10 protein-coding genes are annotated in these 13,338 nt (G+C 67.5%); 7 read left to right on the forward strand and 3 right to left on the reverse strand.

From position 1 onward, the window contains the following. The 3 genes from greA (at nt 1) to recJ (ending at nt 3,320) form a co-directional block, all read left to right on the forward strand. The gene (greA, locus tag AC5P57_RS06500; RefSeq protein ID WP_026347191.1) at nt 1-465 is read left to right on the forward strand and encodes a transcription elongation factor GreA; all 465 of its coding nucleotides are present in this window, start codon (nt 1-3) and stop codon (nt 463-465) included. Nucleotides 466-469: 4 nt separating this feature from the next. Further along, nucleotides 470-1,387 carry a phosphoglycerate mutase gene (locus tag AC5P57_RS06505; protein ID WP_099551674.1) on the forward strand — a complete coding sequence of 306 codons (918 nt, stop codon included), beginning with the start codon at nt 470-472 and terminating at the stop codon, nt 1,385-1,387. A gap of 175 nt (nt 1,388-1,562) precedes the next feature. After that, a complete protein-coding gene (gene recJ / locus AC5P57_RS06510) occupies nt 1,563-3,320 on the forward strand; it encodes a single-stranded-DNA-specific exonuclease RecJ (RefSeq protein ID WP_099551675.1) in 1,758 nt (585 codons plus the stop codon). Between the two features lie 85 nt (nt 3,321-3,405). Here recJ and AC5P57_RS06515 read toward each other — a convergent pair whose 3' ends face one another. Continuing rightward, nucleotides 3,406-4,455 (reverse strand): DUF1176 domain-containing protein, encoded by a 1,050-nt coding sequence (locus AC5P57_RS06515; protein ID WP_262235748.1) that lies wholly within the window; start codon nt 4,453-4,455, stop codon nt 3,406-3,408. Nucleotides 4,456-4,583: 128 nt separating this feature from the next. On the opposite strand from AC5P57_RS06515, the gene AC5P57_RS06520 reads away from it, so the two are divergent. Next, a complete protein-coding gene (locus AC5P57_RS06520; protein WP_495219510.1) occupies nt 4,584-7,496 on the forward strand; it encodes a DUF2135 domain-containing protein in 2,913 nt (970 codons plus the stop codon). Between the two features lie 138 nt (nt 7,497-7,634). On the opposite strand, the gene AC5P57_RS06525 is transcribed toward AC5P57_RS06520, so the two are convergent. Together AC5P57_RS06525 and AC5P57_RS06530 are read right to left on the reverse strand one after the other, a co-directional pair. Then, nucleotides 7,635-8,621 carry a phosphatase PAP2 family protein gene (locus AC5P57_RS06525; protein WP_262235750.1) on the reverse strand — a complete coding sequence of 329 codons (987 nt, stop codon included), beginning with the start codon at nt 8,619-8,621 and terminating at the stop codon, nt 7,635-7,637. Between the two features lie 9 nt (nt 8,622-8,630). Then, the gene (locus AC5P57_RS06530) at nt 8,631-9,839 is read right to left on the reverse strand and encodes an acyltransferase family protein (RefSeq protein ID WP_262235751.1); all 1,209 of its coding nucleotides are present in this window, start codon (nt 9,837-9,839) and stop codon (nt 8,631-8,633) included. Nucleotides 9,840-9,974: 135 nt separating this feature from the next. Between AC5P57_RS06530 and AC5P57_RS06535 the strand changes: the two genes are divergently transcribed. From AC5P57_RS06535 to AC5P57_RS06545, 3 genes are all read left to right on the forward strand, one after another. Further along, nucleotides 9,975-10,877, forward strand: a complete 903-nt coding sequence (locus tag AC5P57_RS06535) for a LytTR family DNA-binding domain-containing protein (RefSeq protein WP_262235752.1) — start codon at nt 9,975-9,977, stop codon at nt 10,875-10,877. 70 nt (nt 10,878-10,947) lie between these two features. After that, nucleotides 10,948-12,073 (forward strand): peptide chain release factor 2 gene (gene prfB / locus AC5P57_RS06540; RefSeq protein ID WP_099551678.1). Its coding sequence is split into 2 segments (ribosomal slippage): nt 10,948-11,022 and nt 11,024-12,073, totalling 1,125 coding nucleotides; the frame shifts between segments, so codons are not numbered across the junction. A 217-nt stretch (nt 12,074-12,290) separates the two neighbouring features. Then, entirely contained in the window at nt 12,291-13,073 is a 783-nt protein-coding gene (locus tag AC5P57_RS06545) for a helix-turn-helix transcriptional regulator (protein ID WP_008267447.1), read from the forward strand. Nucleotides 13,074-13,338: the final 265 nt, after the last annotated feature.

Here is a 13,338-nt window from a genome sequence, read left to right on the forward strand (position 1 = left end):
ATCACGATGAAGGGCGCGCAGAAGCTGCGCGACGAACTGGATCACCTGAAGTCGGTCAAGCGCCCGAAGGTGATCGCCGCGATCGCCGAAGCGCGTGAGCATGGCGACCTGAAGGAGAACGCCGAGTACCACGCCGCGCGCGAGGAACAGGGCTTCATCGAAGGCCGCATCAAGCAGCTGGAAGGCGAGCTGTCGCACGCCGAGATCATCGACGTGAGCAAGCTCAATGCCGGCTCCAAGGTGGTGTTCGGTGCCAGCGTGACGCTGGCCGACGTGGAAACCGACGAAGAGAAGAAGTACCAGATCGTGGGTGACCTGGAGGCGGACATCAAGCTGGGCCTGATCGCCATCTCCTCGCCGGTGGCGCGCGCGATGATCGGCAAGCTGGAAGGCGATTCGATCGTGATCGACGCCCCGGCCGGCCAGCGCGAGTACGAGATCGTCAGCGTCAGCTACGTGGACTGACCCGGTGGCAACGGCGACTCTGCTGTTGCCTGCACGCAGCCGCTTTGCCGCGGCTGCGCTGCCCGATGACGTGGCGCGTGCCCTGGGCCGCGCCAACGCCTCGCAGTTCGAAGCCGGCGAGCGGGCACAGCTGCAACGCCATTTCACGGTCGCCGCGCCGCACTGGCCGGTGGCCGCACTGAGCCGCCAGCGTGACGTCGGCGATGCGGCCGGTGCGTGCTGGCTGCGTGCCGATCCGGCCTGCATGGTGCCGGACATGCACGGCGCGCGGATGATGGCCTATGGCGAAACGCTGCGGCCGACCCTGGCCGATTGCCTGGCCCTGCTGCCGGTGCTGCAGCCGTTGTTCGCCGATGCCGGGTTCGTGCTTGACGCACCGGACCCTTCGCGCTGGTACCTGCGGCTTCCGATCGACCTGGCCCTGCCGGACTTCGACAGTCCGGACGAGGTGCTGGGCGATGACCTGTTCTCGCACCTGCCGGCAGGCGAGGGCGGCCGCCGTTGGCGGGCGCTGATGACCGAAGCGCAGGTACTGCTGCACAATCATTCCTGGAACCAGCAGCGCGCCGCGCAGGGACAACAGCCGATCAATTCACTGTGGTTCTGGGGTGGTGGCGTGATGCCGGTGTCGGTCAGTACGCCGCACGCACAGGTGCGCAGCCGCGACGCGCTGCTGCAGGGCCTGGCCCTGGCTGCCGGTGTGGCCGTGGACGGCGAGCAGGCCGTGGATGCACTGGTCGATCTGCGCCAGCTGCGTTCCCTGCAGCAGCTCGGCAATGATGCGATCCGTCCGCTGCTGGCCGCGCTGAAGCGTGGCGAGCTGCAACGGCTGGTGCTGGATTTCGAGGACGGCCTGCAGTTCCAGCTGGACCGTGGCCAGCGCTGGCAGTTCTGGAAGAAGCCGCGCCAGCTTCACGACTGAGCGGGGCCTCGGCCGAGCGGGGGCGGATCCGTTTTCCATCGGAGAACGGCTCTGACCCCGATGTTTGCCGGGGTTGCCGGCCAGCGGCCGGCACTACCGCAGGTGCCGGGCGCAATCCCGACAGCCTCTCCCGCGCGCGGTATCATCCCTCTGTCTTTCGTAACCGGCGATGCCGATGTCCCTTGCCGCCGATGCTGTGCATCCCGCCTCTGATACGCCGACGATCCACCGCCGCGATGCGGTCGCGCCCGGCAGCTGGCCGGAGGGCACGCTGCCGTTGCTGGCGCGTCTCTATGCCAGCCGTGGCGCAGGTACACCGGAGTTGGCGCAGCCGAAGCTGGGCAATCTGCACGCCCCCGAGCTGCTGACCGGCATCGACGATGCGGTGGGCCTGCTGGTCGAGGCCATCGCCAACGACAAGCGCATCCTGGTGGTTGGCGACTTCGATTGCGATGGGGCCACTGCGTGTGCGGTCGGCGTGCGTGGCCTGCGCATGCTCGGCGCGCAGCATGTCTTCCACGCGGTGCCGAACCGCATGGTGCACGGCTACGGCCTGTCGCCGTCACTGGTGGAGGAGCTGGCCGAGCTGAAGCCGGACCTGCTGGTCACGGTTGACCACGGTATTGCCTGCCATGCCGGCGTGACTGCGGCCAAGGCGCGTGGCTGGCAGGTGCTGGTCACCGATCATCATCTTCCCGGTCCGCAATTGCCGCCGGCCGATGTCATCGTCGATCCCAATCTGGACGGCGATGCTTTCCCCAGCAAATCGCTGGCCGGTGTCGGCGTGATCTTCTACGTGCTGATGGCGTTGCGCCGGCAGATGCGCGAGGCCGGTGTCTTTGCCGATGGCAAGGGGCCGGACCTGACCACGCTGCTGGACCTGGTGGCGGTCGGCACCGTTGCCGACCTGGTGGCGCTGGATCCGAACAATCGGGCGCTGGTCAGTGCGGGCCTGCGCCGTCTGCGCGCAGGGCAAGGTTGTGTCGGCCTGCGTGCGCTGATCGAAGCCAGCGGCCGTGACGCCGCGCGACTGACCGCCACCGACATCGGCTTCGCCCTGGGCCCCCGCCTGAATGCAGCAGGCCGCCTGGAAGATATGGCACTGGGCATCGCGCTGCTGCTGACCGAAGACCCGCGCCAGGCGCGCGAGATCGCGCAGACGCTGGAACAGATCAATTCGGAACGCCGCGCCGTGCAGCAGTCGATGACCGACGACGCCGAGCAGGCGTTGACCCGCGTGGTGCTGGACATGGCCGGCCAGCGCCCGGTGGCGGCCTGCCTGTTCGATGCCGACTGGCACCCGGGCGTGGTCGGCCTGGTCGCGTCGAAGATGAAGGATCGCCTGCATCGCCCGGTGATCGCCTTCGCCCCGGCTGAACCGGGTGCCGACACCCTGCGCGGCTCGGCGCGCTCGATTCCCGGCCTGCACATCCGTGACGCACTGGCGCTGGTCGATGCACGCCACCCGGGACTGATCGAACGCTTCGGTGGCCATGCCATGGCGGCCGGCCTCAGCCTGCGCCTCGATCACGTCGATGACTTCAAGGCCGCCTTCGTCGCCGTGGTACTGGAAATGCTCGACCCGGCGGCACTGCGGCAGCAGGTGCTCAGCGACGGCGAACTGGCCGCCGACGAGCTGGATCATCGCCATGCCGACGCGTTGCGCCTGGCCGGACCGTGGGGCCAGGGCTTCCCCGAACCGCTGTTCGACGGTCACTTCGAAGTGGCCAACTGGCGTGTGCTGAAGGAGCGCCACCTGAAGCTGGAACTGCGCCTGCCGGGTGTACCCGGCACGATCAACGCGATCCACTTCGGCGGCTGGCACGGCAACGCGCCGGGCCGCCATGTGCATCTCGCCTATCGGCTCGCCTGCGACGACTATCGCGGCGGCAGCGCCATCCAGCTGATCGTGGAGCACAGCCTCCCCGCCTGAAGAAAAGGGGACGGAGGGGATTAAGTCGCAAATGGCAAACAAGGCAAAAGCGACTTAATCCCCTCCGTCCCCTTTATCTGTCAGGTCAGCGGACCTCGGTTACCAGCGTCGGTAGTTCCCAGGTGCCACCGGGCACGCCCCGGCACAGGCCGGCCGCTACCTCCGACGTCGCGATGAAGCGCGTGCCGTCCCACGTCCAGGTGTTCTGCGAGATGCAGTCGCCCAGACCGCGGCCCTTCTGCGCGGCAATGATCTGACCATCGTCGTAGTCGATGGCATCGCTGGTCACCCACTGTGGCTGGTAAGGCGCCTCCGGACGGGCGACCCAGTAGCCATCGCCGGTGTTGTAGGCCGCGCGCCAGCACTGCACGTTGACCAATACGTGCTGCGCATCCAGGCGCTGGATCTGCAGCGGGGAGTTGCTGAGCGGAACGTCGGCGTCGGTCTCCAGCAGCCCTTCGCAGCTGTCGTCCTTCAGCGAGGCACGCAGCGCCGCGCGCAGGGCGGGTGAGGCGGCCAGCCGAGCAAACGCCGGATCACCCGGGGTCGAGTCCACGGTTGCGGCCTTGCGAACCACCGGCACCGCCAAGGCGGCGGGGACGCTGGATTCCGGCGTGCTGCCCTTGCGCATCACGGCACCGGGTGTGCCGAGGCGCCCCTGGTACTCGTCGATCTTCAGCAGTACCGCTGCCGCCCCCTTGTCCGACAACGGCCAGCGGCGGCCTGCGCCATCGGTCACGCTGACCCCACCGTTGCGCACCAGTGCCGACAACAGCGCGCTGGTCTGCGCGGCATTCAAGCTGTGCGTACCTTCGCCTCTTGCGGGGGCCAGAACGCCGAGATCCTGCTGCTGGATGTGCAGATGCAGTGCGCCCTTGGGCTGGGGCTGGCCTTCTTCCGGCTGCAGCGACAGGCGACCCTGGATGGCCTGGTTGGGGCCGCCCTTGCGGGTGAGCAGGACGCTCAGGGTGCTGTCCTCGTCGGTAGCGTACCCAGCGGCGCGGCAGGTGCGGGTATTGTCACAGGCCGCGACCCAGTCGTGATGCTGGAAATACAGGCTTTTGGCCGGGGCCGCCGCAAGGGCGGTCAACGGGCAGGCCAGGAGCAGCAGAATGGTGGGCAGGGGGAGTCGCATCGGCATCCTTGCGCATATGGGAGTGGGGCATCGTGCCTGTGGGCGACGACATTGAAAAGCTCGGCTCGTCAAACCCCGTTCCGTCTGTTCGTGCGTTCAACCCTCCACGATCCCACTGGAGTCCGGTCATGGTCTTCGCCCGTTGCTGCACTGTGTTGTTGCTGGCCCTTGTGGCCTGGCCCGCTGGCGCGCAGTCGCCACGGATCTCCCGGCCGCAGGCCACCACGCCGCTGCTGATCGCGCCCGCCGCCGAACAACCGGTGCAGCTGCAGCGTGCCCGCATCGAAGGCGAGGTCCAGGCCGGCATCGCCCAGACCCGGATCACCCTGGAATTCCACAACCCGAACCGGCGCGTGCTGGAGGGTGAGCTGCAGTTCCCCTTGGCCGACGGCCAGCAGATCAGCGGCTTCGCGCTGGATATCAACGGCGAGATGCGTGACGCGGTGCCGGTGCCCAAGGACCGCGGCCGTCAGGTGTTCGAGGAGATCGCCCGCCGCGGCGTCGACCCGGGCCTGCTGGAACAGACCGCCGGCAACCAGTTCCGCCTGCGCATCTACCCGCTGCCGGCTGGTGGCAGTCGGCGCGTGCAGCTGGTGATTCGCGAGCCGTTGGCCTTCGCCGGCCACGGCTGGCAGTGGACGCTTCCGCTGCAGTCCGCCGCCGGTGCAGCCTCGGTTGAACTGAAGCTGCAGGCACCCGGAGCGACTACTGCAGGTACGGTGCCCTTCCGCATCAGCGCGGGCCAGCTGCAGTGGCAGGGAAAGGGCGCGCAGCTGCCGGCGCAGCTGCAGTGGAGCCTGCCCGCAGCACGTCAGGCGCAGGTCCAGGTGGCGACCTGGCAGGACGGGCACTACCTGTTGGCGCAGCTGCCGGTGTCGACCCACAGCACGCCCCGCACGCTGCCCAGCGAGATCGGCCTGCTGTGGGACGGCTCTGGTTCGGCGGGGCAGCGCGATCGCACGCGTGAGTTCGCACTGCTGGATCGCTACTTCGCCGCGATGGGCGACGGTACGGTGTCGCTGACTGTGCTGCGTGATCGGGCCGAACCGGTGCGCCGCTTCCGTATCCGCGCAGGCAACTGGAGTGAGCTGCGCGCAGCACTGCAGGTGGTGCGCCCGGATGGTGCCAGTGCGCTGGCCCAGTGGCAGCCGCAGCCGAGTGTGAAGGAATACCTGCTGGTCAGCGACGGTCTGCTGACCTATGGGCCGGAACAGCTGCCGGCGATGGCGGCGGATCAACGCCTGTTCGCGATCAGCAGCGCCGGTGCGCGCACCGATGCCGTGCGACTGCGTGGTTGGAGTGAAGCGCATGGCGGCCGCTTCGTTGCGCTGGGCAAGGATGTCGATGCGGCGGCGCGTGAGCTGCTGTCGTCGCCGTTGGATGTTCAGGTCGATGCAGGGCGCGGCGTGCAGGATGTGGTGATCGATCGTCGCAGTGAAGCCCAAGGCTGGCTCTGGCTGCACGCACGACTGGCGGCCGATGGTGTGCCGATGCGGGTGCGCGTGGGTGGCGGCGAATGGCAGGCGCTGCCCGCGACGCAGAAAAGTGAAGAGGGCGAACTGCTGGCCGGCTTGTGGGCACAGGCGCGCCTGCAGCAGCTGGCCGCCGACCGCCGCGGCAACCGCGAGGCCATGCAGCGCCTGTCGCAGCAGTTTGGCCTGGTCGGTCCGGATACCTCGCTGATCGTGCTGGAGACGCTGGAGGACTACCTGCGCTATGCGATCCGTCCGTCTGGCACGCTGCGCGCTGAGTACGACGCCAGGTTTGCAGTGCAGGTGGCGGATCGTGCCGCTGCAGATCGCCAGCGCCTGGATGAAGTGGCTGCACGCTGGAAGGAGCGCCAGCAGTGGTGGAACCGCAGCTGGCCGAAGGGAATGCCGCCGCAGGCGAAGGGCGGGGCATTGGAAGTGGCCTCCGCGGACCATGCGATGGAATCGGCGCCGGTGGCGATGCTCGCCGCGCCGGCCCCGGCGGCACCGCCCGCCCCGGCACCGATGGCCGCCGCCGCCGAGCAGCGCATGGAAGCCAGCAGCGCGCGTGCACGTCGCTCAGCGCCTGCATCGAACAAGGCCCTGGATTCAATCACGGTCACTGGTGGTCGTGTCGCTGCGCCCGCTGCCGCCAACGAGGGCGAGCTCGGCATCCAGCTGGCGGCGTGGCAGCCGGACTCCGCCATCGCCCGGCGCCTGCGCCAGGGCCCGCCGTCGCAACTGTATGACCGCTACCTGGCCGAGCGCGATGCACACGCCGACAGCAGCGCATTCTTCCTCGATGTGGCCGACCTGCTGCTGGAGCAGGGTCAGCGCGACCTGGCACTGCGGGTGCTGTCGAACCTGGCCGAGATGGATCTGGACAACCGCCATCTGCTGCGCGTGCTCGGTTACCGCCTGATGCAGGCCGATGCGCCTGCGTTGGCGGTGCCGGTGTTCGAGCAGGTACTGGCGATGGGCCAGGAGGAACCGCAGAGCTTCCGTGACCTGGGCCTGGCGCTGGCAGCGGCAGGAAAGCCGCAGCAGGCGCTGGCGCCGTTGTACCAGGTGGTGGTGCGGCCATGGGACAGCCGCTTCGATGGCATCGCCCTGATCGCATTGGATGAACTGACCAACCTGGTGACCCGCAACACGCCCCGGCTGGATACCACCAGCATCGACCCGCGCCTGCTGCAGGCGATGCCCCTGGACCTGCGCGTGGTGCTGTCGTGGGACGCCGACAACAGCGACATGGACCTGTGGGTGACCGACCCGAACGGCGAGCGCGCCTACTACGGCAACCGCCTGACCTACCAGGGCGGGCAGATGTCGCAGGACTTCACCGGCGGCTATGGTCCCGAGCAGTTCTCGCTGCGCAACGCCAAGCCGGGCAGGTACAAGGTGGAGGCGAATTACTTCGGCAGCCGCCAGCAGCTGGTGACCGGTGCGACGACCCTGATGCTGCGCCTGACCACCCATTGGGGTACGGCCAAGGAGAAGGACCAGATGGTGACGATGCGGTTGAAGGACCGTGCCGAGACCGTGCTGGTGGGCGAGTTCGAGGTGCGGTAGTACCGGGCCTGCCCGGCGGCTGCACCGCCGGGGAAGGGCCTGTCCGCGCAGGGCGCGGATCTACCCGATTGAAGTAGAGCCACGCCATGCGTGGCTGTTGGTTGGAGACGGGATGGCCTATCCACGCATGGCGTGGGTCTACTGCATGTCTTCGACTTTCGGCAGGTGCTGGCGCGGAATCCACCTCGCCAGCGCCACACCGCCGCCCAGGATCAACAGCGTGCCAATGGCCTGCCACACCAGCTCGGTTGCCGGTGCATCGGGCAGTGGAACGGCCGCGGCAAGAAGATCGATCAATGGCCGCGCCAGCGTGTAGATCACCACCACACCCAGCACGCGCAGCACCCGTTGTGTGACGCTCTGAGGATCCATCGGCCAGCCACGCCACTGCAGCCACGTCACCAGCAGGCCCAGCGCGAGCAGTCGCCCGGCTTCACCGACCGGAACGAAGCGTGAGGTCGCTGCCGCCCATGCCAGCAGCGCGCCCAACGCCAGCAACACAGGCAGTTGCCAGCGCTGGCTTGAACGCATCCCCGGCATCAACTGCCACGCCAGCAGCGCTACGCCGATGCCGATCAACCATCCAGCCAGCACGTCGGCCAGGAAGTGCCGACCCAGGTACATCCGTGACAATGCCATCAGCAGTGGCCAGCCGAACGCCAATGCCCAGCGTAGCCAACGGCGGCGGATGCCGAAGGCCAGCAGCAGACCGACGCAGGCGGCGGTGGCCACGCCCACGTGGCCACTGTTGAAGCCATAGTCGGCATCGGGCTGCGCGCGCAGCATCGCCGTGGCCCGGGCATCTGGCAGGGACCAGAACGCGTGCCCTCCGCCATCGAACACGAACGGGTGCGAGGGCACCCCTTTGTCCAGCACGCGCGCATCCACGTCCGATGGGCGGGGCAGGGCGACACCCTGCTTGATCGCGTGGGTGGCGCAGGCCATCAGCAGTACCGCCAGCATCACGCACAGGCCGGCGCGCAATCGTGCGCCGAACGCGCAGAGCAGGATCAGCGCCGTATAGGTCATTTCGTAGCCGAGCAGGCTGATGAACTGCATCAGCGCCAGCATCCAGCCGCTGTCGAAAGTCTGCTGCAGCCACAGGTGCCAGTGGGTCTGGAACATCCGTTTTCCTCATTGCGCCGTCGCGGCGCGTACCTTCAGTGACGATAGCGGATCGGCTTTCAGGCCGAACAGGGGACGCAGCCAGCGCGTGCGCCGGATCAGCAGCTCGTGGATCAGCAGGCAGCCACCGACTGTGCCGGCCAGCAGCAGCGCCGGTTCCAGCCACGGGCCCAGCTGTATCGGTCGCAGCGCGTACAGCAGGACGATCAGCACGGTCTGGTGGAGGATGTACCAGCTGAACACCGCCTCGCGGCAGTAGGCCAGGCCGGGCCAGGGACGGTCCAGCAACACGCGCGCCCAGCCGAACAGCGTCAGCAGCATGCACCAGGTATAGAGCGCGCGGCCAACGCGTTCGGTCTGGGCCCAGGGCAGTGCCAGCACCCAGGCATCCAGATCGTCCACATGTGGCAGGCGGGACAGTGCGCGGATGCCCAGCTCCAGGCACAGGCCCAGCACCGCCAGGGCCAGGGTCACATGGCGTCCGCGCACCAGCAGATCCCAGCCGCGCTGCCAGCGTGCGGCAAGGAAACCGCCGAGGAACAATGGCAGCGACTCGGCATGCACGTAGACGTCGTCCAGCAGCGCGTGGGTGGGTGGCCAGCGCGGCATCAACACCAGTAGTGCCCAGGCCAACCAGGCCACCGGCAGCACCAGCAGCACGATTCCCAGTAGACGGTCGCTCGGCTGCCAGCGTGGCAGTGCACCGTGCAGCGGTCGCAGCAGGCTGGCCAGCACCACCGCCAGCACGGTGTAGGGCACCAGGTACGCCAGGTACCACAGGTGGTTCCAGGTGAAGCCGTAGGCAGCGCCACTGAAATGCGCACCCGGCCACGGCTGGAACTGCCAGTAGCGCCACAGGAACCGGGCCAGCCCCGGCACCACGTCGCCCTTGTCCAGAGCTTCGTAGTAGGCCTGCAGGGACACAACGGCGACGATGCCGAACAGCAGCGGCAGCTGCAGGCGCCAGCAGCGGCGAAGGGTGTGCTTCAGCCGACCCCGGTCGGGCAGGGACAGGCCCAGCGCGATACCGCTGATGGCGAACAGCAGCGGCATGCGCCAGCGGTTCAGCGCGACCATCGGCCATTGCAGCCATTCAGCGGTATAGGCGCTCTTGAGGTGGAAATCCCAGCCGGCCACATAGGCCATGGCGGCGTGGTAGAGGATCAACAGCGCAAAGGCAGCGATGCGCAGGGTGTCCAGATCGTGGCGACGGTGCATGGGCAGCGGGCATCAGGAGGAAGCTGCACGCTCCGCCAGCCAAGGCCCGGACGCCAGTGGATGGGGCGCGATGGTGGCCGTTCAGGGGCCAGTGGTGGGGCTGCTGGGACCAATGGCCGGTGCGAGCGGGGTCGGATGGGCAACAATGGCGGGATGGAAAATGGAGATCCGGCGGTGCTGTCCGCCCCTGTTACCGAGCCACCGCAGCGTCGTGGACAGACCGCCGCCTTCTGGTCATTGCTGTTCCTGGGCACTGCCGCAGGCAACGTGCTGGCACAGTGGATGCGGGCGTTGCGCGACGGCCAGTCCTTTTCCGCCGGGTCGATCTCGATCGAGGAGTTCAGCAGCGCGCTGGCAAGCCTTGGGCTGCTGGCGCTTCTGCATGCGGCGGCACGCCGCTGGCCGTTGCACGCAGACACGTGGAAGCGCCGCATCGGATTCTACGTGCTGGGCGGTATCGGCTGGTGGTTGCTGCACGTCAGCGCCATGGTGCTGCTGCGCAAGCTGGCTTTCAGTCTGGTCGGGCAGCACTACACCTACGGCGACTGGCCGACGCAATGGTTCTACGAGTTCTTCAAGGACGTGCAGACCTACAGCCTGCTGGTGATCGCCGTGCACGCTGTGGCCTGGTTCGGTCGCCAGCGGCAGGGGGAAGCACACCTGCTGGCCGAGCCCGATGTCGGCCCGCCAGTGGAGCCGGTCGAGCGCCCCCAGCACTTCCTGGTGCGCAAGCTGGGCAAGGAGTTCCTGGTCGCCACCGCCGACGTGGAGTATGCCCAGGCGGCCGGGAACTACGTGAACCTGCGGGTGCGCGGACATGACTATCCGCTGCGGATCACCATGGCGGTGCTGGAGCAGCGATTGGATCCTGCGATGTTCCTGCGCCCGCACCGCAGCTGGCTGATCCATCGCGGCCAGCTGCGCTCGATCGAGCCGCTGGACGGCGGCGAGGCCTTGCTGCATATGGCCGACGGAGCCAGGGTGCCCTGCAGCCGGCGCCAGCTGCCGGTCCTGCGGCAGGCGCTGGGGGCAGGGTGAGGCCCTCATTCCGGGCATCCCCGGCCTGCGGTATCATTACCAGTCATCTTTTGAATGCATAACCGCCGACATGATCGAACTGAATCCTGTCCGCCAGCGCATCACCGATCTGACCGATCGCGTGCTGTCGCTTCGGGGGTATCTTTGACTACGACGCCAAGAAAGAGCGTCTTGAAGAAGTAACGCGTGAGCTGGAAAGCCCCGACGTCTGGAACAACGCCGAGTACGCCCAGAACCTGGGTCGCGAACGTTCCAGCCTGGAAAAGACCGTGGGCGGCATCGCCTCGGTGCTGGACGGCCTGACCGACGCGACCGAACTGCTGGAGCTGGCTGAATCCGAACAGGACGAGGACACCGCGCTGGCGGTGGTCGCCGACCTGGACAAGCACCAGGCGCACGTGGAGAAGCTGGAGTTCCAGCGCATGTTCTCCGGCGAAATGGACAATGCGGCGGCGTTCGTCGACATCCAGGCCGGTGCCGGTGGTACAGAAGCCCAGGACTGGGCCGAGATCCTGCTGCGCATGTACCTGCGCTGGTGTGAATCGCGCGGCTGGAAGACCGAGCTGATGGAAGTCTCCGGTGGCGACGTCGCCGGCATCAAGTCGGCCACGCTGCGCGTGGAAGGCGACTACGCCTATGGCTGGCTGAAGACCGAGACCGGCGTGCACCGCCTAGTGCGCAAGTCGCCGTTCGACTCCGACAATCGCCGCCACACCAGCTTCACCTCGGTGTTCGTGTCGCCGGAAATCGATGACAACATCGACATCACCATCAACCCGGCCGACCTGCGTACCGACGTGTACCGTTCGTCCGGTGCCGGTGGCCAGCACGTGAACAAGACCGAGTCGGCGGTGCGTATCACTCACATCCCGACCAACATCGTTGTGGCCTGCCAGACCGGCCGCAGCCAGCACCAGAACCGCGACAACGCGATGAAGATGCTGGCCGCCAAGCTGTACGAGCTGGAAATCCAGAAGCGCAACGCCGAAAAGGACGCGGTGGAAGCCACCAAGTCCGACATCGGCTGGGGCAGCCAGATCCGCAACTACGTGCTCGACCAGAGCCGTATCAAGGACCTGCGCACCGGCATCGAGCGTTCGGATACGCAGAAGGTGCTCGACGGCGACCTGGACGAGTTCGTCGAGGCCAGCCTGAAGGCCGGCCTGGCCGTGGGCTCCAAGCGCGTCGATGCCTGATCGACGCACCTGCGCGGAGATCGTCACCCTCGCGCGCAAGGCCGAGGGTGGCGTTTTTTGTGGAGCTGAAGGCAGCGGCAGGAGCCGCTGCCAACGTCGCTCGAGACGGCCCGCAGGGTGCCGGTCAGGACGACCGGCATAGCCATGCTCGGCTGCTTTTCGCGAGCTGGCGGATGCGTCGAGCATGGCTCGACGCTACAAAGGGTAGGACGGGCCGATGATGCGCAGCGAAAGTGAACGCAAGGAACTGGGCGGCTTCCTCAAGGCCTGCCGCGCCCGTGTCGACCCCGCCACGCTCGGCCTGCCTGCCGGGCGCCGGCGTACCCCGGGCCTGAAGCGCGAGGAAGTGGCGCTGGCGATCGGGGTCAGTGTCAGCTGGTACACTTGGATCGAGCAGGGCCGTGAAGTGCGTGCCTCGCCCGAGGTGCTTGAGCGCCTGGCGCAGGTGCTGCGCATGAGCGATGACGAGCGCGCCTATGCGTTCGCGCTCTCCGGCTATGGCGTGCCGCTGGAATCACCGGACGAGAGCGTGACTGATGGTCTGCGCCAGCTGGTGGAAGCGATGCAGCCGATCCCGGCCTACGTGCGCAACACCCGTTTCGACATCCTGGCCTGGAACCCCGCCATCGCCGAGCTGTTCGTGGACTACAGCCAGCTGGCGCCGCATGAGCGCAATACGCTGCGGCTGATGTTCCTCTACCCGCCGTACCGCACGCTGATCCTCAACTGGGAAGAAATGACCCGCGGTCTGCTGGCCGGCTTCCGCGCGGCGATGGCGCAGGCGCCGGACAAGGCGCCGTTCCTGGCGCTGGTGGAAGACATCGCCGCGCACAGCGAGGAGTTCCGCCAGTGGTGGCCGGAGCACGACGTGCGGCGGTTCGATGAAGGTGCAAAGAAGTTGAACCATCCCACGCGCGGGTTGCTGGACCTGCAGTACGTGGCGCTGGTGCCGGAGAGCCGGCACGACCTTTCCCTGGTGACCTACCTGCCGCGGAAGTAGGTGGGTCGGCAGGGCTGCGCCCTGCACCCGCCGAAGCGAGTGCAAGAGCCGGAGCAACAGCAACAGCAACAGCGTGCATTCCGTGAGATGGCGGGGCACTGTGGGTTTGCGGGGACGCCGTAAACCCTTCCATGGGGGCTTGGTCGCCGCATCCATGCGGCTCACACCCCGCAAACCCACAGTGCCCCGCCTTCGACAGATTCCGGCGGCTGTTGGTAGCTGTCGACCTTGGTCGACACATCTGTCAGATATCGAATGAGTCATC

Source organism: Stenotrophomonas sp. YJH_SMC_79, from assembly GCF_059367995.1.